The organism is Pseudomonas sp. P5_B2 (assembly GCF_056400445.1).
Genome location: NZ_JBFULH010000032.1, coordinates 1 through 23940 on the forward strand (window position 1 = coordinate 1; position 23940 = coordinate 23940).

Sequence of the window (23940 nt, forward strand, 5' to 3'; positions counted from 1 at the left end):
CGACACTGCGATCGGGCATCCCTATGAGGAATACCTGATGCCCAATCGTCTCCCCGTGACCGTCCTGTCCGGCTTTCTCGGTGCTGGAAAAAGCACGCTGCTCAACTACGTTCTGCGTAACCGCGACAACCTGCGGGTCGCAGTGATCGTCAACGATATGAGCGAGATCAACATTGATGGCAGTGACGTCCAGCGTGATGTCAGCTTGAGCCGCGCAGAAGAAAAGCTCATTGAAATGAGCAACGGCTGCATTTGCTGCACTTTGCGCGAAGATCTGCTCGAAGAAGTCAGCAAACTCGCCAGGGATGGTCGTTTTGATTACTTGCTGATCGAATCCACTGGCATTTCCGAACCACTGCCAGTGGCCGAAACCTTTACCTTTCGTGATGAAGAGGGGCAAAGCCTGACCGACATCGCGCGGCTCGACACCATGGTCACCGTGGTGGATGGCGTGAACTTTCTGCTGGACTATCAGGCTGCCGACAGTCTCGACTCGCGCGGTGAAACGTTGGGTGATGAGGACGAGCGCTCGATCACTGATCTGTTGATCGAGCAGGTTGAATTCGCCGATGTCATCCTGATCAGCAAGATCGACTTAATCAGCAGCAGCGAGCGCCAAGAACTGATCGCGATTCTTCAACGCCTCAACGCGCAGGCAGAAATCATCCCGATGGTCATGGGTGAAGTCCCCCTGGAAAAAATCCTCGATACCGGTCGCTTTGACTTTGAAAAGGCCGCTCAAGCGCCAGGCTGGCTACGGGAAATGCGAGGCGAACACATGCCGGAAACCGATGAATATGGCATCGCCTCGACCGCTTACCGAGCGCGCCGGCCTTTTCATCCGCAGCGCTTTTTCACCTTCATTGATCGCCCTTGGGTGAATGGAAAACTGCTGCGTTCCAAAGGTTTTTTCTGGCTGGCCAGTAAGCTCAAGGACGCTGGTAGCTGGTCCCAGGCGGGTGGTTTGATGCGTCACGGCTTCGCTGGACGTTGGTGGCGTTTTGTGCCGAAAACCCAGTGGCCGCAGGACGAAGAAAGCACTGCCGGGATCATGGAGAACTGGACTGCCGCCACCGGCGATTGTCGTCAGGAATTGGTGTTCATTGGTCAGAATATCGACTTCGCAAAACTCACTGCCGAACTCGATGATTGCCTGCTGACGGAGACCGAAATGGCTTTGGGGGCCGAAGGTTGGCAACTGCTGCCAGACCCGTTTGGCCCTTGGCACGAAGAGGTCGCAGCTTGATGTTGGCGCCGAGTCTGAAGCGGCGCTCGGTCGTTCATCCTGTCCAAGGCGAAACTTTGCAAACGTTGACCCGAATCCTTGATGACGACGTAAACCTCGCCATTTGGCAGCGTCAGCTTCCGGTGCAAATCGTAGATTTCGGCCAATTGTTGCTGTCACTGAACACGCCGTTGGCTGAGTCGCTGGTCTTGGAACTGCCCAGCGATGACGCAGAACCCAGGCTGCAGGGGCTGGCCTCCGGTTTCAGCGATCTACAAGGGTATGAGGGCTTCATTGCTGACGTATCGTGGCTGGTCAGCGCGTTTGCCTGTCTGTTGGGCGCCAAGCGCATCGGCCTGCGTTTGCGAGCCTTGGACAAGGCCATGTGCCCACGTTTTCACGTTGATCATGTGCCGGTGCGGTTAATCACTACGTATTCCGGTATCGGCAGTCAGTGGCTGCGAGAGGGCGTTTTGGATCGTCGCCAATTGGGCAAACCTGAGGCCGAGCCTGTACAGGATTCGATGATCGAGCAAATCGTCAGCGGGGGCGTGGCTCTATTCAAAGGCGAGAAGTGGCACGGCAACGAAGGTTTCGGCCTGATCCACCGCTCGCCGCAACCTCCACCGGGTGAGCGTCGTTTGATCCTGACCCTCGATTGGCTCGGGTAACAGCTCAAGGTTTGAGCCAGTTGCCTTGACTCTGCGTTTCGCAAAACGGCTTCAGGTACACCGCATCAGTGGCCACGCCGTAATAGTGAATGTCCTGCCGGTAAGGCATATTGGCGACTTGAGCGTTGCTGCATACTCCGAACGCACCGGTTGGGCACTGGTCAACGTACTGCACATCGACTGTCTGCCCGGCCAGATTGGGCTGGCAAAAGCCGTCGGCGAAGAGCTTTTCCGGGATGTTGCGGTTTTGCTGGCAGACTTTCACGTCCAATCTGGGGGATGTGGTATGTACCACGCAAGCCTGGGCGAGTATCTCGCCGGAACACAGCGCCAGCATTAACGACAATCCCATCAACCGCATCTTTATCCTCCTATGAAAACGCCGACTATGTTGCAGAACATTCCCACGCACGTCATTGCTGGCCCATTGGGCGCAGGCAAAACCAGTCTGATCAGGCACCTTTTGACGCAGCGGCCGGTCGACGAGCGTTGGGCGGTGCTGATCAACGAATTCGGGCAAATCGGCCTCGACTCTGCGCTGCTGACCTCGGACACCGATGGTATCGCACTGGGCGAAGTGGCCGGCGGCTGTTTGTGTTGCGTCAATGGGGCGCCTTTTCAGATCGGGCTCGGGCGGCTTCTGCGCAAGGCGAAGCCGGACCGGTTGTTCATAGAACCCTCTGGTCTTGGACATCCGGCCAGGTTGCTTGAACAGTTGAGGAAGGATCCGTGGGTAGGTGTACTGGCGGTACAACCTTGCATACTGGTGCTGGATGCCCAAGCGCTCGCTGTCGGCAAACCGCTGCCTGCGGCGCAACAGGAGACGTTGAGCTGCGCCGGATTGTTGGTGTTGAACAAGGCAGAAAATCTCGACGTCGATGATCGCCAGCGAATCGCCGCCCAGTTACCTCCTCGTCCTCTGTATTGGACGCAGCAAGCACTATTGCCGTTGAGCAAATTGCCGGGACTCCAGACCCGGGCTGTAGCGGGTGTGGATAACTTTATCGTGCCCAAGGGCTTGGCGCAGATGCCGGCCATCTGGGCCGATCCTGCGCTGCCGATTTGCTTGAGTCAGAATCAGGAAGGGGGCTGGAGCATCGGTTGGCGTTGGCATCCCAGCCAGACGTTCGATGTAGAGCTCATCGGCCAATGGCTTGAAAGCCTTTCCTGGCGGCGGGCGAAGCTGGTTATCCACAGCGACGACGGTTGGGTGTCGGCCAATGCGGTGGATAACTCGGAGCTGGAATGGAAGCCCAGCGAATGGCGTCAGGATTCACGGATAGAGCTGATTTTCAGCGAGCCGCAGGAGGTTGATTCACTGCAAAGAGTTCTCGCCGACTGCCGGTCGGGTTAAGGACGCCACTTGGTGTGTTCTTGTCGCCACTGGCTCAATTCGATCACTTCGGCACGGGGCTTCACCACATCGCCGACCGCAGGCGTGTCGTCGAACGGCATCGGGTAGGGTGCCAGTACGATCTGTGCACTGTGGGCGCCGAATTGGGTGATGGTGCCGTTGTGGCGGGTTTCGCCAGTCACGGTGAATTCAAAGTTGTATACGCGGGCCAGCCGCCGCCGACCGTTGGCGTCTTTGATGAACCCAATCTTTTTGAGGGCTACATTGCCGTCCAGCAACTCGATGCCGAGCTTGGCACAGTGCTGCTTGACCCGCTCCAGCGCCCGCTCGCGCAAGCCGTGGTTGTGCCACACCCACGCGCCACCGGTGGCGAGCAGCATCAGCACGAAGATATTTCCGAGGGTCAGCATCAACAGGTTGCTCCAACTAGATAGTGTCAGCTTAACTGTGTCGCCGGTCTGTCGTACAGGCTGCGTTTCGTCGCATACTGCGCGGCTGGAATTTCACTCGTTTGACGGAAAACTCACCGCATGAAACGTACGCCCCATCTGCTCGCCATTCAGTCCCACGTGGTGTTCGGCCACGCTGGCAACAGCGCCGCGGTTTTCCCAATGCAGCGGGTCGGGGTGAATGTCTGGCCGCTCAACACTGTGCAGTTCTCCAACCACACGCAATACGGCCAGTGGACGGGTGAAGTGCTGTCACCGCATCAGATCCCTGATTTGGTCGAGGGGATTGCGGCGATTGGCGAACTGGGCAACTGCGATGCGGTGCTATCCGGTTATCTGGGCAGTGCGGCTCAGGGCCGAGCGATCCTGACGGGCGTGGCGCGGATCAAGTCGATGAATCCCAAGGCGCTGTATTTGTGCGACCCGGTGATGGGCCATCCCGAAAAGGGTTGCAGCGTACCGGCCGAAGTCAGCGATTTTCTACTGGATGAGGCGGCGGCGGTAGCGGACTTCATGTGCCCGAACCAGTTGGAACTGGACAGCTTCTCGGGGCGTAAACCACGGTCGCTGTTCGATTGCCTGGCCATGGCACGAGCGTTGTTGGCGCGTGGGCCGAAGGCGGTGCTGGTCAAGCATCTGGACTATCCCGGTAAACCGGCTGAAGGCTTCGAGATGTTGCTGGTAACAGCTGAAGGCAACTGGCATCTGCGTCGTCCGCTGTTGGCGTTTCCGCGTCAGCCGGTGGGCGTGGGCGACCTGACGTCCGGGTTGTTCCTGGCGCGTGTGTTGTTGGGCGACAGTCTGGTCGCTGCGTTCGAGTTTGCAGCGTCGGCAGTGCATGAAGTGCTGCTGGAGACTCAGGCCTGTGCCAGCTATGAGCTGGAACTGGTGCGGGCGCAGGACCGGATTGCGCATCCGCGGGTGCGGTTCGAAGCGACTGCGATCAGCCTTTAATTCGCGGGTTCCCAATCGCGAGCAGGCTCGCTCCCACATTTGATCTTCAGTGGACACTGTATTTGTGTACAACCTGGATCCCCTGTGGGAGCGAGCCGGCTCGCGATGGCTATCTAAAGCTGGTCACAGATCTCAGGCATCACCCTTGATTTCCTGATAACGCTTTTCCAGTTCCTGACGAATCTGCCGACGTTGCTGTGCCTGAATGAAGCGGCGTTTTTCTTCACTGTTATGCGGTTGCAGCGGCGGGACGGCAGCGGGCTTGCGGTTGTCATCCACCGCGACCATGGTGAAAAAACAGCTATTGGTGTGGCGCACCGAGCGCTCGCGGATGTTCTCGGTCACGACCTTGATGCCCACCTCCATGGAGGTATTGCCGGTGTAATTGACCGAAGCCAGAAAGGTCACCAGTTCGCCGACATGAATCGGCTCGCGGAAAATCACCTGGTCCACCGACAGGGTCACCACGTAGCGACCGGCATAACGGCTGGCGCATGCGTACGCCACTTCGTCGAGGTATTTAAGCAAGGTGCCGCCATGGACATTGCCAGAGAAGTTGGCCATGTCAGGGGTCATCAATACCGTCATCGACAGTTGTGCGTTTCCGGGTTCCATAGCGTTCTCACGGTTCAAGGCGCAATTTCAGGGACGCACCTCTGCGGGTGCCTTGTCAGCTTTTTCAAACCAACAGTTATCGGGACGCCGGGCAGGTGGTTGCCGTCACGCCCGTATCGATCTGTTTCCATATATTGCACCGCCTTTGCGGCGCAAGTCGTGGTGTTAACCTCCAAATGTCCCCTTTGAGGAGCCCGCGCCATGCATGCCATCAGTTTTATTCAGGATTTGGCAGTGATCATGTTGATCGCCGGCGTGGTGACGGTGCTGTTCCATCGCTTTAAACAGCCGGTGGTGCTGGGTTACATCGTCGCCGGTTTCATCATCGGCCCGCACACGCCGCCGTTCGCACTGATTCACGACGAAGAAACCATCAAGACCCTCGCGGAACTCGGTGTGATCTTCCTGATGTTCTGCCTTGGTCTGGAATTCAGCCTGCGCAAGTTGTTCAAAGTCGGCGCCACGGCGTTTATCGCGGCGTTCCTGGAAATCGTGCTAATGATCTGGATCGGCTACGAGATCGGTCGCTGGTTCGATTGGAACACCATGGACTCGCTATTCCTCGGTGCGATCCTGGCGATTTCCTCGACCACCATCATCGTCAAGGCGCTCAACGACCTGAAGATGAAAAACGAGCGCTTCGCGCAATTGATCTTTGGTGTACTGATCGTCGAGGACATCCTGGGTATCGGCATCATTGCGTTGCTGTCGAGCATTGCGGTCAGCGGTACGGTCAGCTCCGGCGAAGTGTTTTCCACGGTCGGCAAGCTCTCGCTGTTCATGATTGTCGCGCTGGTCATCGGGATTTTGCTGGTGCCACGGCTCTTGGCTTACGTGGCCAAATTCGAAAGCAACGAGATGCTACTGATCACCGTGCTTGGACTGTGTTTCGGTTTTTGCCTGCTGGTGGTGAAGCTGGAGTACAGCATGGTGCTCGGCGCGTTCCTTATTGGCGCGATCATGGCTGAATCGCGACAACTGTTGAAAATAGAGCGTCTTATTGAGCCGGTTCGCGACTTGTTCAGCGCAATCTTCTTCGTCGCCATCGGCCTGATGCTTGATCCGATGATCCTGTTGCAATACGCCTGGCCGATCGCCGTGATCACTATCGCGGTGGTGCTCGGCAAGATGCTGTCATGCGGTCTTGGCGCCTTTATCGCCGGCAATGATGGACGCACCTCATTGCGTGTGGGGATGGGCCTTTCGCAGATTGGCGAGTTTTCTTTCATCATCGCTGCGTTGGGCATGACACTGCAGGTCACCAGCAACTTCCTCTATCCGGTTGCAGTGGCTGTTTCTGTGATTACCACGCTGCTGACACCGTACCTGATCCGCGCGGCCGATCCACTGTCGATCAAGCTTGCTGGTGTGATGCCGCAAAGGCTGGGCAGGGTGTTGGGGATGTACGGCGAATGGTTGCGCAGCATTCAGCCGCAAGGCGAGGGGGCGCTGCTGGCATCGATGATTCGGCGGATTTTGTTGCAGGTGGGGGTCAATCTGGCGTTGGTGATTGCGATCTTTTTCTCGGGCGCGTATTTCGCCGAGCGCATGTCCGCCTGGCTTCAAGACTGGATCATCGACCCGAGTTGGCAGAAAGCATTGATCTGGGGTGGGGCACTGCTTTTGTCGCTACCATTCCTGATCGCCGCCTATCGCAAGCTCAAGGCGCTGTCGCTGCTGTTGGCAGAGATGGGGGTGAAGCCAGAGATGGCTGGCCGCCACACGCAGCGAGTGCGTCGGGTGATCGCCGAAGTGATCCCGATCCTCTCGCTGCTGGTGATTTTCCTGCTGCTGGCAGCCTTGTCGGCCAGTATTCTGCCAACCAACAAGTTGCTGGTATTGATCATCGTGGTCGCTGCCGCTGTCGCGGCCTTGCTCTGGCGCTGGTTCATCCGCGTGCATACGCGGATGCAGGTGGCGCTGCTCGAAACTCTGGATAACCACAACGAGTCGTCCGGCCACTGACCTGTAGCAGCTGCCGAAGGCTGCGTCGGCCGGTCCGCGCTCGGGCGCAGCAGTCGTAAGCCCGGATGACTCGGTTATTCTGAAGGGCCTCGTTGCCGGATATTGCGACCGCTTCGCCCGAGCGCGGACCGGCCGACGCAGGCTGCGCCAGCTGCTACAAAGTCGAGCCTCAGCTTTCCAGCCAGACGTCCCGCGCCCAGTGCCACACCGATTCCCAGGTTTCTTCTGCGATCAGTTCTTCTTCGGCTTGCCACAGCACCACGGTGCCGTCTTCTTCGACGAGGTAGTAGTCATCACCGTCCTGGCAAATCGGAATCATGCTGCGATCAACACCTGCGTCCCAGGCGTTTGCGGCAACGTCCGGCAGGTAGGTGTGGGATTGCGGGTCGGTGACGGTCACCGGCTCCAGGCTGCCGTAGACCACGTCGCTGACGGTCAGCAAAAATTCTCTGAAGACGAACGGAATGTCGATGAACAGTTGTTCTTCGATTTCCACGATCTGATCTTCGTCAGGCAGCTCCAAGGGGACCGGTACCGGTTCGTTGGCTTCACGCAGTTGTTCAATGATTTCTTCCACGTCCGGGATCCTCTTGCTTGATGGCGCGGTTTAGTTGGGGCGGTTTATACAGTAGCTCGCTATAGATGCAACCGCGAAATAGAAAACCCCAGCCAGGGCTGGGGTTTTTATTACAGCATGCTTAACGCAGGGGGATCAGCCGTTCTGGCGGATACCGGCCACCAGCCAAGGCTGGTTTTCGCCCTGTGGACGTTCCATGTTCCAGCTTTCGCTGAACACTTCGCCCTGGTCGAAACGCGAGGTCTTCGACACACCGCTGAAGGTCAAGGTGGCGATGGTCTTGTCGGCGCGGTCATCCACGCCGTCCAGTTGAACATTGAGGTTATCAATGTAGGTGGACTGGAAACTTTCGCCAAGGTCAGCGCGTTCACGCTTGAGGAATTCGAGCAATTGCGGGGTCACGAACTCCGCAATCTTGTCCATTTCGTTAGCGTCCCAATGCTGTTGCAGGGACTGGAAGTGGTTGCGCGCCGCTTCAATGAAGTTCTTTTCATTGAACCAGGCCGGAGCATTGATTACCGGACGAGCGGCAACCGGTGCAGCCGAGCCACCGAAGATCGAACCGCCCGCAGGCTTGTTCTCGAACACTTCACGCTGCATCGGCGCGTGGCCAGCCGGAGCCAGATGCTCCTGCTGCTTGCGACGACGAGCGGCAAAGAAACGGAATGCCAGGAAGGCAATGACCGCCATGATCAGGATGTCGAAGATCTGCATGCCCTGGAAGCCGTCGCCCATGAACATGGATGCCAGCAGGCCACCGGCAGCGATACCGGCCAGAGGGCCGAGCCAGCGCGAAGCACCGCCAGCCTTGGCGGCTGCGCCAGCGGCACCGGCCGCACCAGCGGTCGCCGCAGCGCCGCCCATGCCTGGAGAAGAAGGAGCCATTTGGCTGGTCTGGTGAGTCGGCGCAGCGCCGGAGCTCTTGCCGCCACCAAAGCGCTTGGCGTTGGCGTCGAGGCTCATCGTCAGGCCGATGCACAACGCCATGGCGATGCTAAGAAAACGTTTCATAAGGGTAATCCCATTTTGTGGATGCACGCGCGCCATGTTGCACAGCTGAAGTGTTACTGGCTAGCGGCAGAGTGTTTCGAGCTTTTGCCTGACAGGTTGCGTTCAGCTTCAGTCAGCGCAATAAGTCCTTTTACTTTTGTCTGTAGGACGAGAGGATAGTTTCTGTAGGAAGGATACTTAGCGCCGCAGCGCCAGCATGATCACACCGACCGTGATCAGGCCGATTCCGCCCCATTGGCGCAGGTCGAGTTTTTCGCCCAGCAGGACCACACCAAGCACCGCCACCAGCACCACGCTGAGCTTGTCCACCGGAGCGACTAACGAAGCCGGCCCCAGTTTCAGCGCGCGGAAGTAGCAGATCCACGAGGCACCGGTGGCCAGTCCCGACAACAGCAAGAAGAGGTAGCTCCTCGCTGAGATCGATCCTAATGACTGATATTGGCCCGTGGCGTATAAAATCAAGGCCAGACTGACCAATACCACTACGGTGCGCAGCAGTGTGGCGAAGTCGGAATTTACGTTTTCGATGCCGATTTTAGCGAAGATGGCGGTCATGGCGGCAAACGCCGCCGACATCAGGGCCCAGAATGTCCAGGAAGAAAAAAAGCCTGAGCCCATGGTTCGCACCTTTAATAAGATCGACTGTCAGCCTGGAAGCAACACAGGACCCTGTGGGAGCGGGCTGGCTTTAGATAGCTTCCAGCTTTGCATAACCCAGCATCAGCCACTTGCTGCCTTCGCTGAAGTTCACTTGCACCCGTGCCTGAGCGCCAGCGCCTTCGAAATTCAGGATCACACCATCCCCGAACACCGAATGCCGTACGGTCTGGCCGAGGCTGAACCCGGTATCCGGGATCTCGCTGCCGCCAAACAGGCTGCTGGAGCTCTGCTGCTGACCGCCGCCGAACGGACGGCTGACGCTGTTGGACAGCCGCACTTCCTGAATCAGGCCTTTGGGCACTTCCCGTACGAAACGCGACACTTTGTTGTAGGTTTCGCTGCCGTACAGGCGTCGGGTCTCAGCATAAGTCATCACCAGATTATTCATTGCACGGGTGATGCCGACGTAGGCCAGGCGGCGTTCTTCCTCAAGACGACCGGGCTCTTCCAGGCTCATCTTGTGCGGGAACAGACCTTCTTCCATGCCCACCAGGAACACGTAAGGGAATTCCAGGCCCTTGGCGCTGTGCAAGGTCATCAGCTGAATGCTGTCTTCGTGCTCCTCAGCCTGAGTATCGCCGGCTTCCAGTGATGCATGGCCAAGGAACGCCGCCAGCGGCGTCAGGTCTTCGTCTTCTTCAGCGTTTTCGAAGTTACGCGCGGCGCTGACCAGTTCCTCAAGGTTTTCTACCCGAGCCTGGCCTTTTTCGCCTTTTTCAGCCTGGTGATAGGCAATCAGTCCTGATTGCTCGATGACCGTCTGGGTCATCAGGTGCAGGGGCATTTCCATGCACTTGGCGGCGAGATTCTCGATCAGCTCGATAAAGGCGCCGAGTGCGCCAGCAGCGCGCCCCGTCAGGCCTTTATTAGCCACCAGCAAACGCATGGCTTCCCACATCGACACGTCGCTATGACGCGCGTGGTCGCGGATCGCTTCGACGGTTTTCTCGCCAATGCCACGAGCCGGGACGTTGATCACCCGCTCCAGCGCCGCATCATTGCCACGGCCTTCCAGCAAGCGCAGATAAGCCATGGCGTTCTTGATTTCAGCCCGCTCGAAGAAGCGCTGACCGCCATAGATGCGGTACGGAATGCGCTCGCGTAGCAAAGCTTCTTCCAAAACGCGCGATTGGGCGTTGGAGCGGTACAAAATCGCAATATCGCTACGGGCCAAGCCGGTTTTCAGCGCACTTTCAATGGTTTCCACTACGTAGCGTGCTTCGTCGTGTTCATTGAATGCGGCGTACAGATTGATCGCTTCGCCTTCGCCGCCATCGGTCCACAACTCTTTGCCCATGCGCCCGGTGTTGTTGGCAATCAGGGCGTTGGCGGCTTTGAGGATCCCGGCGGTGGAGCGGTAGTTCTGCTCCAGACGAATGGTCTCGGCATCCGGGAAGTCGTCGGAGTACTGATAGATGTTCTCGATTTTCGCGCCACGCCAGCCGTAGATCGACTGATCGTCGTCGCCCACCACCATCAGGCTATCACCGCCCTTGGCCAGCAGACGCAACCAGGCGTATTGCACGGCGTTGGTGTCCTGGAACTCATCGACCAGAATGTGGCGGAAGCGCTTTTGGTAATGGGCCAGCAAGCCCGGATGATCGCGCCACAAATCGAGGGCACGCAGCAGCAATTCGGAGAAATCGATTACGCCAGCGCGCAGGCATGCAGCCTCGTAGGCCTCATAAATACTGCGCATGGTCGCCAGGAACAGGTCGCCGCTGGCTTGAATATGTTGCGGGCGCAGACCTTCGTCTTTCTGCCCATTGATGAACCACTGAGCCTGCCGGGCCGGCCAGCGCTGCTCGTCCAGGCCCAACTCGCGGATCACCCGCTTGACCAGCCGTTGCTGGTCGTCGCTGTCGAGAATCTGGAAAGTCTGGCTCAGCCCGGCTTCCTGCCAGTGCGCCCGCAACAAGCGGTGCGCCAGGCCGTGGAAGGTGCCGACCCACATGCCGGCCGGATTGAGACCCATCAGCTGCTCGATGCGCTGACGCATCTCGGCCGCGGCCTTGTTGGTGAAGGTCACCGACAGGATGGAGTGGGGCGAGGCGTTTTCGACCTGGATCAACCAGGCGATACGGTGCACCAGCACTCGGGTTTTACCGGAACCAGCACCGGCCAGGACCAACTGACGACCCACGCGGGCAGCTACGGCCTGGCGTTGGGCATCGTTGAGTGAGTTCAGCAGAAGGGAGAGATCATCGCGCATCGGGGCATTCTAGGGTGCGCCGACACACCGGGCAAACCGAGCTTTGCATTAGCCGATGAAAGATCCACAAAGGACGACCGGTCAGTCACTCGCCGCAGGCGTTGACGGGCCGCACACCAGGGGTTTTGGTGAGGCAATGAGGGACTGAAATATTGTCGAATTTATGATCCGGGGCAGTTTGGTAAGGGCATTGGCTTGTGTATGCTCCGTCGACGTTTCGGGCTCATGCTCATCATTATAAGAACAAGAACATTGCCTATGACCCTCAGCACCGACCTGTCGGGCCCCACGGTGGAGCCTCGGGTTATCCGCAAGCAGTACGCCATGGAAATGGCGGTCGAACGTACGCGCCTGCTATATCAGGGCTCGCTGCTGCCCACGTTATTCATGTTGATCAATGGCCTGGTCTGCGCCCGTTTGCTCTGGAATCCGCAGCACCATTTCCTGGTCAGCGTCTGGCTGGTGTGGCTGTTGTCCCTGGTGGCGTTACGGGTGATTCAGGTTGCGGCCTTTGATTCGGCGATTCCTGACCGGCAGGCGCATCCGATCTGGCGTCGTATGTTTTTGCTCGGCTCTGGCCTCACTGGCCTGACGCTGGCCGGCGCTGGTATTGCGTTGGTGCCCGCCGACAATTTCATACAGCAGGCATGGGTGTTCGGCCTGATTGGCGCGGCCGCTCTTTCAGCCAGCGTTGCGTACGCGGTCAGCCTGTCGGCGTTTCTGTCTTTTACCTTGCCCTGCCTGTTGCCGGCCATCCTCTATTTATTCTGGGGCGGCGACGTGCAGGGTCAAGGCTGGGGTTGGTTCGGGTTGATTTTGTTGGGGGCGCTGAGTGTGATCGCCTGGCAGATCAACCGCCTGATCGACCGCGGATTGCTGCGGCGTTTCCAAAATGAGGCATTGATCGAGCACTTGCAGCAGGCGCAAAGCCGTAGCGATCAACTCAATCACGAATTGGCCAAGGAGATCGACCAGCGCCGCTGTGCCGAAGATCAACTGCGTGAAGCCCAGGTCGAGTTGGAAAACCGTGTTGCTCAGCGCAGTCTGGAGCTCGACGCGGCGAACCAGGCCCTGAGCAAGAGTGAAGCGCGCCTGGCGTTGGCGTTGAATGCCAGCGAGCTCGGGCTGTGGGACTGGAACCTGCAAACCGATGAAGTCCATCACACGCAGCTCCAAGAGTTGTTCGGCTTGGCGCCGGAGTACGTGACAGCCATGCTTCGTCACCTCAAGCCGCGTCTGCACCCGGAAGACGTGCCAGTGCTGAAGCGTGCACTGGTCGAGCATTTGAAAGGCCACAGCGAGGACTACCAGATCGAGTACCGCGTGCGGCATGTCGACGGTCACTGGGTCTGGGTTGAGGATCGCGGCCGGGCCGTTGAGCGCAGCCAAAATGGTCGAGTGATCCGCATGGTCGGCACCCGTCGCGACATCAGCGCATCTAAAGGGCAGGAAGTACAACGCCAACTGGCGGCGACGGTGTTTGAAGCCGCCAGCGAAGGCATCGTGATTTTCGACCCCGATTATGCGTTGATCGCAGTCAATCAGGCCTTCAGCCGAGTCACCGGCTATGACATCGACGACATGCTGGGCCGCAACGTCGTCGAGTTACCGTGCAGTCGCGACGCACGCCGACACTACGGTGCAATTCATCACGCGCTGGAGCAGCACGGAACCTGGCAAGGTGAGTTGGTGGAGACCCGTAAAAACGGTGAGCTCTATCCACAATGGCTGCAATTGAATGCAGTGCGCGATACGAGGGGGAATGTCAGCCATATTGTCGGCTTTTTCGCCGATCTGTCTGCACGACGCGAATCCGAAGAGCGCATGCGCTATCTGACCCATTACGATGAACTGACTGGCCTGGCGAATCGCTCCTTGTTCCGGGAACGGCTGCGCGAAGCCCATCAGCGGGTGCGTCAGGGCGGGCGTAGTCTGGCATTGCTGCACATCAATCTGGACCGCTTCAAATTACTCAATGACAGCCTGGGTCATGACGTMGCCGACCAACTGCTGCAGAAAATGTCCCGGCGCCTGGTCAACGCACTGCCAGAGGCCGACACGATCGCAAGGCTTTCCGGGGATGAGTTTGCGGTGTTGTTCGATGCCTACGGCAACCTGTCGAGCCTGGCGCGAGTGGCAACACGTTTGTTGAGCAAGCTGCGTTTGCCGGTCACCGTTGATGGTCATGAGCTGGTGGTCAGCGCGTCCATGGGCATCAGCATGTTGCCGGACAACGCACGAGAAATTACCGGTTTGGTCAGTCAGTCGAACATAGCCATGCAACACGCCAAACATTTGGGCGGAAACAACTTCCAGTTTTATACCCAAAGCCTGCAAGCCAGCACCCTTGAGCGTTTACAGCTGGAAAACCAGCTGCGCAAAGCCATTGAAGAACAGCAACTGAAAGTCTTTTACCAACCCAAACTCTGCCTCGCCACGGGCCGACTGAATGCTGCCGAAGCGCTGGTGCGTTGGGATCATCCGACCATGGGCCGGGTGCCGCCGGGAGACTTTATCGGCCTGGCCGAGGAAACCGGCCTGATCGGCCCGATCGGCGAATTCGTGTTGCGCCAGGCCTGTTGGCAAGCGTGCGAATGGCAGCGGCAGGGGCTTGATCCGATTCGAGTGTCGGTCAATCTGTCGGTGCATCAATTGCGTCAGGGCAAGCTGGTCAGCCTGGTGCGTCAGGTGCTGGAAGAAACCGGCCTGGCGCCGCACTTTCTGGAGCTGGAACTCACCGAAAGCCAATTGCTGGACAGTGTCGAGCACATCATCGCGACCTTTCAGCAGCTGCGAGATTTGGGCGTGAAGCTGGCAATTGATGATTTCGGCACCGGGTATTCGTCCCTGAGCTATCTCAAACGCATTCCGGTGGACTACGTGAAGATCGATCAAACGTTTATTCGTGGTCTGGGGGAGGGCAGCGAGGATACGGCGATTACCCGGGCGATTATTGCGATGGCCCATGGTTTGTCGCTGAAGGTGGTAGCTGAAGGAGTGGAGCGGGAGGAGCAGCTGGCGTTTTTGAAAGTCGAGCGTTGCGATGAGGTGCAGGGCTATTTGATCAGTCGTCCAGTCGAAGCCGATGAACTGGCTGCACTTTTACGTCACGACACTAACTCCTTGTAGCAGCTGCCGAAGGCTGCGGTCGCGCGGCGGAGCCGTCGTGAGTTCGATAGGTGTAGTTCCCTGAATAGATGCACGCTCAGGTTTTGCGACTGCTGCGCAGCCGAACGTCCGAACGCGGCCCGAGCCTTCGGCAGCTGCTACAAGGGCTGCTGTGCTACATGGAGCGCACGTCGCGTGAAATGGGGACATCGAGTTACGCATTGAGCAGGCAAAAAGCCAATTCTTGTAGTATAACTACAAGCTTGCTACATCCCCGGCAACTGCCAATAACAAAGAGTCCAGCCCTTTGAATCTGCTGCAACACATCGCCCAGTCACGCCACCTCTTACGCAAGTCGGAGCTCAAGGTTGCCGACCACGTGCTGCTTGACCCTGCGGCGGTGATGCACAGCTCCATGGCCGACCTGGCCCACAGCGTCGGCATCAGTGAGCCAACCATCGTGCGCTTTTGCCGCGCCATTGGTTGCTCCGGTTTTCAGGATTTGAAACTCAAGCTGGCGCAGAGCCTGGCGGCCGGTGCGAGTTTCGGCCAGTTTGCGATCCATGAAGACGATTCCGTTGCCGATTACAGCCTGAAAATTTTCGACACCACCCTGCATACCTTGATGGAAGTTCGCGAGAAGCTCGACCCGGTGGAATTGCAGCGGGCGGTCACGCTCATGTCTCAGGCCCAGCGCGTCGAGTTCTACGGCTTTGGCGCATCGGGCGCCGTGGCGGCCGATGCTCAGCACAAATTTTTCCGTTTGCTGCTGACCGCGGCGGCGTATTCCGACCCGCACATGCAGGCGATGTCGGCAGTGACGTTAAAGCCGAATGACGTGGCGATCTGTATTTCCCAATCCGGGCGCTCCAAGGATCTGCTGATCACGGCCAACCTGGTGCGTGAAAGTGGTGCGTCGTTGATTACCTTGTGTCCAAGCCAGACGCCATTGGCCGAGTTGTCGACCGTCAACCTGGCGATCGATGTGCATGAAGACACCGAAATCTACACCCCGCTGACCTCGCGTATTGCTCACCTGGTGGTGATCGACGTATTGGCAATGGGCGTGGCCATGGCGCGTGGCCCGAGCCTGGTCAACCACCTCAAGAGCGTCAAACGCAGCCTTCGCAGTTTGCGGCTGTCGCCCAAGTCGGTGAAAGCGCTGGACGACTAAAGTCGTCGTAAGGTCGTTCCGACCTTAATCGCGAGCAGGCTCGCTCCCACATTTAATCGCGTTCTCCTGTGGGAGCGAGCCTGCTCGCGAAGGCGCCCTCAAACATGACAACTTTCATCTGCCTGTAACCCACCCGCCGCCAAACCGTCATCCCTTCCGCCTATCTTGAAACTCCCGTAATCGCCTTGGGAGACTCGAAATGGCCCAGCCCTACGAAGAACGCAACAGCGCCGCCAAAACCCGTCGTCAGCAAGAAGATCAGCGCCGCATGGAATTTCGCCGCGCCATCGAAGATCGCTGTGAACGCCGTCAACTGCTGGCCCAGATCGGTGATCTCCCTGAGCTGGAGCTCAATTACTGGCACGCAATGCCGGCAGCTTCGCGTCGAAACGCTCAACCAGCGCACTGATCTGCACCCGCTCGCTGCGGATAAACGCAAGGAATGCGTGGGCCACCGGTGACAATCGCTTGGCCTTGGCCTGCACCAGGCACCAACTGCGGTACAGCGGCAGCTCTTCGACCGGCAACTCGATCAATCCGCCGGTCGCCAGCTCGAGGTTCAGGGCGTGGCGCGTCAACAGCGCTACGCCCAGTCCCGCCAACACACATTCGCGCTGAGCTTCGGCTGACGAGACCTCCTGGGTCTGGTTGAAGTGCACGCGCTTTTCCTTGAAATACTCTTCGCACGCCATTCGCGTCCCGGAACCGGGTTCGCGCAGCAGGAGGGTGTAGGGCTCAAGGTCCTGCAAGCGCAGAGGCCCCATGTGGCACAGCGGATGATCCGGTGGCGCTACCGCGACAATCGGGTTGTTGAGGAAGGGCAGGAACTCCAGCCCCATGTCCTGCGGCACCATCGACATGATCACCAGGTCATCGCGATTGTCTGACAGGCGCCGAATCACTTGCCCCCGATTGACGACGGTCAGCTGCAGGTTAACTTCGGGATGTTGGCGTTTGAATGCAGCAAACAGGTGTGGTACGAAATACTTGGCGCTGGATTCCACCGCCAGTTTCAGCTGGCCTTGCAGCGAACCCTGCATGTCCGAAAGCTGCATATCGAGGTTTTCCAGGCGCCCGAAAATATCCCGACTGGCACGTTGAAGTGCTTCGGCCGCCTCCGTCATATAGAGTTTTTTGCCGACATAATCGAACAACGGCTGGCCAACCAACTCCTCAAGTTGACGAATCTGTAGGCTGACGGCCGGTTGTGTGAGTGACATTTCGTCGGCTGCTCGGCTGTAGGATCGTAAATCACAGACTTCGTTGAAAATCTGCAATTGACGCAATGTCATACGCATCAATGACTTACGCATTTATTTCGCTCCCGTCGCAGGCTGATGCATCAACTATAAGTCTTTACTTATGCCTGACCCAATTATTATTCATTTTTGTTAATCCCTTGTGGGGGCTAGTGTGGCCCTGCGACTGAATTGAAACATTTGGTCACGCGTCGACCTGGTCTAGCAGGTCGTGGGTACCACCGGCTCAAGGGAACCTCCAAAAGTGATAAAAAAGATCCTGATCGCCAACCGTGGTGAGATTGCCGTACGAATCGTACGTGCCTGCGCCGAGATGGGCATTCGCTCGGTCGCGATCTATTCCGATGCTGACCGTCATGCACTGCATGTGAAGCGTGCGGACGAGGCCCACAGCATTGGTGCCGAGCCACTGGCCGGTTACCTGAATGCGCGAAAATTGGTGAACCTGGCCGTGGAAACCGGTTGTGATGCGTTGCATCCCGGCTACGGGTTCCTCTCGGAAAACGCTGAACTGGCCGATATCTGCGCAGAGCGCGGCATCAAATTCATTGGTCCATCGGCTGAAGTCATACGCCGCATGGGCGACAAGACTGAAGCCCGCCGCAGCATGATCAAGGCCGGCGTACCGGTCACGCCGGGTACCGAAGGCAACGTTGCGGATATCGCCGAAGCCTTGGTCGAAGGCGACCGTATTGGTTACCCGGTGATGCTCAAGGCAACCTCCGGTGGTGGTGGTCGTGGTATCCGTCGCTGCGACAGCCGCGAAGAACTCGAACAAGCTTTCCCACGCGTGATTTCGGAAGCTACCAAGGCATTCGGTTCGGCGGAAGTGTTCCTGGAAAAATGCATCGTCAATCCAAAGCACATCGAAGCACAGATTCTCGGTGACAGCTTTGGCAACGTGGTTCACCTGTTCGAGCGTGATTGCTCGATCCAGCGTCGCAACCAAAAACTGATCGAGATCGCCCCGAGCCCGCAACTGACCCCGGAACAGCGCGCCTACATCGGCGACCTGTCGGTACGTGCAGCCAAGGCCGTAGGTTACGAGAACGCCGGTACCGTGGAGTTCCTGCTCGCCGAGGGCGAGGTGTACTTCATGGAGATGAACACTCGGGTGCAGGTGGAACACACCATCACTGAAGAAATCACCGGCATCGACATCGTGCGTGAGCAGATCCGCATCGCGTCCGGCCTGCCGCTTTCGGTGAAACAGGAAGACATCCAGCACCGCGGTTTCGCGCTGCAGTTCCGGATCAACGCCGAAGACCCGAAAAACAACTTCCTGCCGAGCTTCGGCAAAATCACCCGTTATTACGCGCCCGGTGGTCCCGGCGTGCGGACCGACACGGCGATCTACACCGGTTACACCATTCCACCGTTCTACGATTCCATGTGCCTGAAACTGGTGGTGTGGGCGCTGACCTGGGAAGAAGCGATGGACCGTGGCTTGCGTGCCCTCGACGACATGCGTCTGCAAGGGGTCAAGACCACCGCCGCGTACTACCAGGAAATCCTGCGTAACCCGGAATTCCGTAGCGGCCAGTTCAACACCAGTTTCGTTGAAAGCCACCCTGAACTGACCAACTACTCGATCAAGCGCAAACCCGAAGAGCTGGCCCTGGCCATCGCCGCCGCCATCGCCGCCCACGCAGGCCTGTGAGGAATATAACAATGACCAAGAAGATTCATGTAACCGATACCATCCTGCGCGACGCCCACCAATCGCTGCTCGCCACCCGCATGCGCACCGAAGACATGCTGCCGATCTGCGACAAGCTCGACAAAGTCGGCTACTGGTCGCTGGAATGCTGGGGCGGCGCGACCTTCGACGCCTGCGTACGCTTCCTGAAAGAAGACCCGTGGGAGCGTCTGCGCCAACTGCGCGCGGCGCTGCCTAACACGCGTCTGCAAATGCTCCTGCGTGGCCAGAACCTGCTGGGCTACCGCCATTACAGCGACGACGTGGTCAAGGCCTTCGTCGCGAAGGCCGCGGTCAACGGCATCGACGTGTTCCGCATCTTCGACGCCATGAACGACGTGCGTAACCTGCGCGTTGCCATTGAAGCCGTGAAAGCGGCCGGCAAACACGCCCAGGGCACCATCGCGTACACCACCAGCCCGGTGCACACCATCGAGGCCTTCGTGAACCAGGCCAAGCAAATGGAAGCCATGGGTTGCGACTCGGTGGCGATCAAGGACATGGCTGGCCTGCTGACGCCATACGCCACTGGCGAACTGGTCAAAGCGTTGAAATCCGAGCAGTCGCTGCCGGTCTTCATCCACTCGCACGACACTGCCGGTCTGGCCGCGATGTGCCAAATGAAGGCTATCGAAAACGGTGCCGACCACATCGACACCGCGATCTCCAGCTTCGCGTGGGGCACCAGCCACCCAGGCACCGAGTCGATGGTCGCCGCCCTCAAAGGCAGTGAGTTCGACACCGGCCTGAATCTGGAATTGCTGCAAGAAATCGGTCTGTACTTCTACGCCGTGCGTAAAAAGTACCACCAGTTTGAAAGCGAGTTCACAGCGGTCGACACCCGTGTTCAAGTCAACCAGGTACCGGGCGGGATGATTTCCAACCTGGCCAACCAGTTGAAAGAGCAGGGCGCGCTGAACCGCATGAGCGAAGTGCTGGCCGAAATCCCGCGCGTTCGTGAAGACCTCGGCTTCCCGCCGCTGGTAACCCCGACCTCGCAAATCGTCGGCACCCAGGCGTTTTTCAACGTGTTGGCTGGCGAGCGCTACAAGACCATCACCAACGAAGTGAAGCTCTACCTGCAAGGCGGCTACGGCAAGGCGCCGGGCACCGTCAACGAGCAACTGCGTCGCCAGGCAATCGGCAGCGAAGAAGTGATCGACGTGCGTCCAGCCGATCTGCTGAAGCCGGAAATGACCAAACTGCGTGATGAAATTGGCGCTGTGGCCAAGTCCGAAGAAGACGTGCTGACCTATGCGATGTTCCCGGACATCGGCCGCAAATTCCTCGAAGAACGTGCTGCCGGCACCCTGACGCCTGAAGTGCTGCTGCCGATTCCTGAAGCCGGCGGCGTGGCCTCGGCCGGTGGTGAAGGCGTGCCGACCGAGTTCGTCATCGACGTCCACGGTGAAACCTACCGCGTCGACATCACCGGTGTCGGCGTCAAGGCGGAAGGCAAGCGTCACTTCTACCTGTCCATCGACGGCATGCCGGAAGAAGTGGTGTTCGAACCGCTCAACGAATTCGTCAGCGGCGGCACTAGCAAGCGCAAGCAAGCCACCGCGCCGGGTCACGTCAGCACCACCATGCCGGGCAACATCGTCGATGTGCTGGTCAAGGAAGGCGACACCGTGAAAGCAGGGCAAGCCGTGCTGATCACCGAAGCCATGAAGATGGAAACCGAAGTCCAATCGGCCATCGCCGGCAAAGTCACCGCCATCCACGTGGCCAAGGGCGACCGGGTGAATCCGGGCGAAATCCTGATCGAGATCGAAGGCTGATTTAACAGCCTCGATACAACGCTTTAAACCTCGGGGGGGCATGTGCTCCCCTTTTTTTTCGCCCGATTTTCCACTCGCCTAATGTGGGAGCAAGCCTGATCGCGAATACGATGTGATATTCAGCGGCATCATTGTCTGATACTCCGCTATCGCGAGCAGGCTCGCTCCCACAGTGTCTGCAGTGTGTCAGCCGTTGATCAGAAGCTCATCCGCCACTGACCCGTTACGCCATGGTTTCGGCTGTCGGTGCCGAATTCGCTGTTAAGGCTGACGCCCAAGGTGTGTTTGGCTGACAAACCGAGATCCAGGCCTGCATCGACCAGCAAGCTATCGCGATCCAGCGGCGCACCGGAAACGACGAAGTCTTTCCCGCCTGTTACCAGGCTTTGGCTGGTCTTGCTCTCGACGTCACCGAATGTGTGTTTCCAACCGGCACTGAATCGTGGTGTCAGTTGCATGCCGTTATCCAGGACATTGAGTTTTGCCAGTCGCAGGCCAAGTGTGCTGTTCACGTTGTTCTGGGTTTGAGCGTGGACTTTCAGCGCAGCCGCGCTTCCTTTCTCCGTATAACCGTCTCGCTGATAGCGTTGATAGCCAAGGCCGGCGAATGGTTCAATGCTGGCGTTGGCGCTGCCCAGGTTGTAGCCGACTTCCGCGAACGCCTGCTGGGTATTGGCGTCGTAAGCGCCTTCGGGGCGGTCGCTGAAACCTTTGAAGGCAACCCGGCGTTTTGTCTTTCCGTCGTGATTGCTGTACCTCGCACCAAGGCGTACTGACATGGGGCCGTCCTGGCGCAGGGCATAGGCGCCCACGTGCCAGCTGTCGAGATCGCCGTCGAGGCCGCGGCTGTCCAGTCGCGTTTCGGATTTGCCACCCAGCACACCGATGCGCCATTGCTCATCGATTCCCCAATCTGCGCCCAGTACCAGACCGTGTGTCGAGAATTTAAGAGCGTCGTTATCGCTATCCAGTGTTCCACCGTAGCCCAGCGCCTGTAGCCAGACCCTGCCGTTGTTTTCACTTCCGGCGGCTACACGCGGTGTATTTCTCTGGTTGCCAAATACGGCTGTGCTGTCGAGCTGGCGCATGGCCGAGAGCATGGCTGCGCTGATGGGGCTGTCACTGTTCAACGTCGCCTTCGCGAGGTTGGCGTTATTACCTGCCGCCAGCTGTTCAATTGCATGAGACGCCGTAACTGTGTCGCTACCGAGCAGAGCCGCGACAGCTGCGTTTGTAGGGCTGGATGGTTTTGGCGCGGTAGTTACAGGATGGGTAGCGGCGGGTGGGGTTGACGCCGTGACGGGCTCGTCGGTTACGGCTGTCGATGGTATTTCAGCTGTATTCATCGGCGCAGTGGCGGGGAGGGACGTATCGGTGCTTACCGGTGTATTCAGTGCCTCTGAAACGGTTAATGCATTGTCAGCTGGCGCCGGCGCGTGTGGTATATCCATCGGCTCTACGATGTTCTGAGCGACTTCTCGCTCGTTAATGATGGGGCGGGCCACCGCTGGTGGTTCGGGGCTGCTTACCGGTGTATGCAGTCCTTCCGAAACGGTAAACGCATTGTCAGAGGGAGTCAGCTCTGACGGTATTTCTATCGGCTCTTCGATACTTCGTGCGACTTCTCGTCCGTTATCGGTGTCTGCGACGCTCTCGAAAGGTACATCGTTTCGAGAATAGGTCAGGCCGACGGTCTTTGGCTTGTAATGGGGAGTCGCGGTCATGAATGCCAGCTCGTTGACGATTTTGCCAAACTCGCCTGTGACCTTTTTTGCCTCGATGATCGTGTATTCACTGCTTTGCGGGAGGTCCCCCGGCGCAGCGATAATTTTCAGGGTTGCGTCACCGAGGCTTGCTGTACCACTGACCCTGATGGTCTCTCCATGGCCGTCCGGAGAGACCTCGTAAGCAAGTACGCCAGTGCCGGAAAGCTTCAAGTTGCCCTTGACCATTGGCGCGCCGTGCAATTTATCGATGTTGATCTGACCCAGAACATCCAGACCGCCGACCGTACCTTTGCCTGCAAACTGACCACCGTTCGCTACCGTCACAACCCCCTTTATCTCGCCATTGTTGAAAAGTTGCCCGGCCGCAGTCGCCCTGCCTATGATTTTTCCGTTATTGATCAGAATGCCGTCATTGAACACCRCAACTTCGTCTTTGAAATCTCCTGAACTGGTTGCCGTCCAGGATCCGTGCGAAACGTACAGACTGTTGACGTTACGGGTGTTCCCCAACTGGCCGCCATCGGTACCGATGAGGTGGATAACGTTGGTTCCATTACCGCCGTCGATGCGACCTTCGAAGCTGCCACCGTTTCTGACGATGATCAGGTCATCCCGATCTTGCGGCTTCACGGAAACACCCCGGAGTGCGGGTTGAGGCGAATCAATCTCGGACGTGAATGTGCTGGCGGCGCCACTAAAGGCTTGAAGCCGGGCAAGCGGGTCTGCTGGCGTGGCTTCTGAAGGCTGGGTTACCTCAACGAGGCTCACCGGTTCCGTTTGCTCTGCCAGTTCTTGCGCATTTGTGAATTCAGTACATCCCAGCGCAAGCGCAATGGCCAATGCCAGGTTTTGTGGGCGAAATGTGTGTTGAATGGACATCGGGTTTGACCTCGTTGGAGTTGAGGTCAAACTCTAAATATTGGCCTTTGTTACGGATGTCAGGCGGTTCTGGAGGGTATGCAGGCGGTGTCAGATTGCTCCATGCAGAAAATCTTCCACTGTTGGGGCGCAGTGATTTTTAACGCTTCGAACCAACGACCTTTTCTTACAAAAAATCGAGCCGCGGCAAGTCGATGCTCAATAAAAACTCATCTGCGCCGGCCCAAAATGCTTGGCGCGAAGTGTCTGAATTATTTTGCCCTTTGAGCGACTGCGGGAGGATGCGAAGCGTCTCATGGCACTCCCCGATATTCTCGCGCCTAGCGGCTTGCCAGCGGTGACGATGAATCACCCGCAAATTGCATTGAGAAACCTGGAGCAGAGATTGAAAGAGTGGGGCCTGAAATGAGCATGACTGTTGCCGAACGCACTGTGCTTATAGAAAGCATTCAGGAAGCGCTGGCTCAAGGCACGCTTGAGATCAGCGAAGCAGTTCGCCGGTTACGAGTCGAAGTCACGGGGCTGCATCAAACCCAATTCGCAAAAATGTGCAAAATTTCGGTGCGCACGCTGGTGCATATCGAACATGGGGAAGGGAATCAAACGCTAAAGTCGCTGAA

The 23940-nt window shown here is 58.1% G+C and carries 20 protein-coding genes and 1 pseudogene; 12 read left to right on the forward strand and 9 right to left on the reverse strand.

Translation table 11 applies throughout. The features are described from left to right. Positions 1-37 precede the first annotated feature (37 nt). Both zigA and AC1DRJ_RS05965 read left to right on the forward strand, forming a co-directional pair. Complete coding sequence (gene zigA / locus AC1DRJ_RS05960; RefSeq protein ID WP_477801296.1) at positions 38-1246, forward strand: zinc metallochaperone GTPase ZigA; 1209 nt, start codon at positions 38-40, stop codon at positions 1244-1246. Continuing rightward, positions 1246-1896 carry a DUF1826 domain-containing protein gene (locus AC1DRJ_RS05965; protein WP_477801282.1) on the forward strand — a complete coding sequence of 217 codons (651 nt, stop codon included), beginning with the start codon at positions 1246-1248 and terminating at the stop codon, positions 1894-1896. Before zigA ends, AC1DRJ_RS05965 begins: the two co-directional genes overlap by 1 nt. Before the next feature lie 4 nt (positions 1897-1900). Here AC1DRJ_RS05965 and AC1DRJ_RS05970 read toward each other — a convergent pair whose 3' ends face one another. Next, positions 1901-2257, reverse strand: coding sequence for an NADH:ubiquinone oxidoreductase (locus tag AC1DRJ_RS05970; RefSeq protein WP_477801283.1), 357 nt, complete (start codon positions 2255-2257; stop codon positions 1901-1903). A 27-nt stretch (positions 2258-2284) separates the two neighbouring features. Here AC1DRJ_RS05970 and AC1DRJ_RS05975 point away from each other — a divergent pair, with 27 nt between their 5' ends. Continuing rightward, positions 2285-3250 carry a CobW family GTP-binding protein gene (locus AC1DRJ_RS05975; RefSeq protein ID WP_477801297.1) on the forward strand — a complete coding sequence of 322 codons (966 nt, stop codon included), beginning with the start codon at positions 2285-2287 and terminating at the stop codon, positions 3248-3250. Here AC1DRJ_RS05975 and AC1DRJ_RS05980 read toward each other — a convergent pair. Next, the gene (locus AC1DRJ_RS05980; protein WP_477801284.1) at positions 3247-3660 is read right to left on the reverse strand and encodes a DUF3301 domain-containing protein; all 414 of its coding nucleotides are present in this window, start codon (positions 3658-3660) and stop codon (positions 3247-3249) included. The two genes, AC1DRJ_RS05975 and AC1DRJ_RS05980, sit on opposite strands and share 4 nt — an antisense overlap. 120 nt (positions 3661-3780) lie before the next feature. On the opposite strand from AC1DRJ_RS05980, the gene pdxY reads away from it, so the two are divergent. Then, positions 3781-4653 (forward strand): pyridoxal kinase PdxY, encoded by an 873-nt coding sequence (gene pdxY, locus AC1DRJ_RS05985; RefSeq protein ID WP_477801285.1) that lies wholly within the window; start codon positions 3781-3783, stop codon positions 4651-4653. A 132-nt stretch (positions 4654-4785) separates the two neighbouring features. Here the strand turns inward: pdxY and AC1DRJ_RS05990 are convergent, their stop codons facing one another. Then, the gene (locus AC1DRJ_RS05990; protein ID WP_007943367.1) at positions 4786-5268 is read right to left on the reverse strand and encodes an acyl-CoA thioesterase; all 483 of its coding nucleotides are present in this window, start codon (positions 5266-5268) and stop codon (positions 4786-4788) included. Positions 5269-5469: 201 nt separating this feature from the next. Here AC1DRJ_RS05990 and AC1DRJ_RS05995 point away from each other — a divergent pair, with 201 nt between their 5' ends. Further along, positions 5470-7233: a cation:proton antiporter gene (locus AC1DRJ_RS05995; protein ID WP_477801286.1), complete on the forward strand. Its 1764-nt coding sequence runs from the start codon at positions 5470-5472 to the stop codon at positions 7231-7233. A 169-nt stretch (positions 7234-7402) separates the two neighbouring features. On the opposite strand, the gene AC1DRJ_RS06000 is transcribed toward AC1DRJ_RS05995, so the two are convergent. The 4 genes from AC1DRJ_RS06000 to uvrD all read right to left on the reverse strand — a co-directional run bounded on the left by AC1DRJ_RS06000 (position 7403) and on the right by uvrD (position 11693). Then, entirely contained in the window at positions 7403-7810 is a 408-nt protein-coding gene (locus tag AC1DRJ_RS06000) for an SMI1/KNR4 family protein (protein ID WP_007943369.1), read from the reverse strand. Between the two features lie 135 nt (positions 7811-7945). After that, entirely contained in the window at positions 7946-8821 is an 876-nt protein-coding gene (locus tag AC1DRJ_RS06005) for a Tim44 domain-containing protein (RefSeq protein WP_477801287.1), read from the reverse strand. A 177-nt stretch (positions 8822-8998) separates the two neighbouring features. After that, a complete protein-coding gene (locus AC1DRJ_RS06010; protein ID WP_477801288.1) occupies positions 8999-9439 on the reverse strand; it encodes an EamA family transporter in 441 nt (146 codons plus the stop codon). 70 nt (positions 9440-9509) lie between these two features. Next, on the reverse strand, positions 9510-11693 hold the full coding sequence (gene uvrD, locus AC1DRJ_RS06015; RefSeq protein WP_223521291.1) for a DNA helicase II: 2184 nt from the start codon (positions 11691-11693) through the stop codon (positions 9510-9512). A gap of 258 nt (positions 11694-11951) precedes the next feature. Between uvrD and AC1DRJ_RS06020 the strand changes: the two genes are divergently transcribed. From AC1DRJ_RS06020 to AC1DRJ_RS06030, 3 genes are all read left to right on the forward strand, one after another. Further along, complete coding sequence (locus AC1DRJ_RS06020; protein ID WP_477801289.1) at positions 11952-14822, forward strand: EAL domain-containing protein; 2871 nt, start codon at positions 11952-11954, stop codon at positions 14820-14822. A gap of 286 nt (positions 14823-15108) precedes the next feature. Continuing rightward, complete coding sequence (hexR, locus tag AC1DRJ_RS06025) at positions 15109-15975, forward strand: transcriptional regulator HexR (protein WP_477801290.1); 867 nt, start codon at positions 15109-15111, stop codon at positions 15973-15975. A 199-nt stretch (positions 15976-16174) separates the two neighbouring features. Then, positions 16175-16384: a PA3496 family putative envelope integrity protein gene (locus AC1DRJ_RS06030; RefSeq protein WP_477801291.1), complete on the forward strand. Its 210-nt coding sequence runs from the start codon at positions 16175-16177 to the stop codon at positions 16382-16384. Here the strand turns inward: AC1DRJ_RS06030 and AC1DRJ_RS06035 are convergent. Continuing rightward, positions 16326-17288 (reverse strand): LysR family transcriptional regulator, encoded by a 963-nt coding sequence (locus AC1DRJ_RS06035; protein WP_477801292.1) that lies wholly within the window; start codon positions 17286-17288, stop codon positions 16326-16328. The genes AC1DRJ_RS06030 and AC1DRJ_RS06035 overlap by 59 nt on opposite strands. 190 nt (positions 17289-17478) lie before the next feature. Between AC1DRJ_RS06035 and AC1DRJ_RS06040 the strand changes: the two genes are divergently transcribed. Next, complete coding sequence (locus tag AC1DRJ_RS06040; protein ID WP_046030798.1) at positions 17479-18894, forward strand: acetyl-CoA carboxylase biotin carboxylase subunit; 1416 nt, start codon at positions 17479-17481, stop codon at positions 18892-18894. Between the two features lie 11 nt (positions 18895-18905). Next, positions 18906-20714, forward strand: a complete 1809-nt coding sequence (gene oadA / locus AC1DRJ_RS06045) for a sodium-extruding oxaloacetate decarboxylase subunit alpha (RefSeq protein WP_477801293.1) — start codon at positions 18906-18908, stop codon at positions 20712-20714. A 197-nt stretch (positions 20715-20911) separates the two neighbouring features. Here oadA and AC1DRJ_RS06050 read toward each other — a convergent pair whose 3' ends face one another. Then, positions 20912-23320, reverse strand: a complete 2409-nt coding sequence (locus AC1DRJ_RS06050) for an autotransporter outer membrane beta-barrel domain-containing protein (RefSeq protein WP_477801294.1) — start codon at positions 23318-23320, stop codon at positions 20912-20914. Positions 23321-23582: 262 nt separating this feature from the next. On the opposite strand from AC1DRJ_RS06050, the pseudogene AC1DRJ_RS06055 reads away from it, so the two are divergent. Next, positions 23583-23729: pseudogene (locus tag AC1DRJ_RS06055) on the forward strand (type II toxin-antitoxin system HipA family toxin); the annotation flags it as partial. Continuing rightward, positions 23726-23940, forward strand: a 215-nt coding sequence (locus tag AC1DRJ_RS06060; RefSeq protein ID WP_477801295.1) for a transcriptional regulator, incomplete at its 3' end; no start/stop codon positions are given. The pseudogene AC1DRJ_RS06055 and the gene AC1DRJ_RS06060, both read left to right, overlap by 4 nt.

Bases quoted from the DNA above. Each gene is read 5' to 3' on its own strand.
- AC1DRJ_RS06030 (WP_477801291.1), top strand. From the start codon at position 16,175: ATGGCCCAGCCCTACGAAGAACGCAACAGCGCCGCCAAAACCCGTCGT.
- AC1DRJ_RS05980 (WP_477801284.1), bottom strand. From the start codon at position 3,660: ATGCTGACCCTCGGAAATATCTTCGTGCTGATGCTGCTCGCCACCGGT.
- pdxY (WP_477801285.1), top strand. From the start codon at position 3,781: ATGAAACGTACGCCCCATCTGCTCGCCATTCAGTCCCACGTGGTGTTC.
- AC1DRJ_RS05975 (WP_477801297.1), top strand. From the start codon at position 2,285: ATGTTGCAGAACATTCCCACGCACGTCATTGCTGGCCCATTGGGCGCA.
- AC1DRJ_RS06010 (WP_477801288.1), bottom strand. From the start codon at position 9,439: ATGGGCTCAGGCTTTTTTTCTTCCTGGACATTCTGGGCCCTGATGTCG.
- AC1DRJ_RS05965 (WP_477801282.1), top strand. From the start codon at position 1,246: ATGTTGGCGCCGAGTCTGAAGCGGCGCTCGGTCGTTCATCCTGTCCAA.
- uvrD (WP_223521291.1), bottom strand. From the start codon at position 11,693: ATGCGCGATGATCTCTCCCTTCTGCTGAACTCACTCAACGATGCCCAA.
- AC1DRJ_RS06035 (WP_477801292.1), bottom strand. From the start codon at position 17,288: ATGCGTAAGTCATTGATGCGTATGACATTGCGTCAATTGCAGATTTTC.
- AC1DRJ_RS05970 (WP_477801283.1), bottom strand. From the start codon at position 2,257: ATGCGGTTGATGGGATTGTCGTTAATGCTGGCGCTGTGTTCCGGCGAG.
- zigA (WP_477801296.1), top strand. From the start codon at position 38: ATGCCCAATCGTCTCCCCGTGACCGTCCTGTCCGGCTTTCTCGGTGCT.
- AC1DRJ_RS05990 (WP_007943367.1), bottom strand. From the start codon at position 5,268: ATGGAACCCGGAAACGCACAACTGTCGATGACGGTATTGATGACCCCT.
- AC1DRJ_RS06005 (WP_477801287.1), bottom strand. From the start codon at position 8,821: ATGAAACGTTTTCTTAGCATCGCCATGGCGTTGTGCATCGGCCTGACG.
- AC1DRJ_RS05995 (WP_477801286.1), top strand. From the start codon at position 5,470: ATGCATGCCATCAGTTTTATTCAGGATTTGGCAGTGATCATGTTGATC.
- oadA (WP_477801293.1), top strand. From the start codon at position 18,906: ATGACCAAGAAGATTCATGTAACCGATACCATCCTGCGCGACGCCCAC.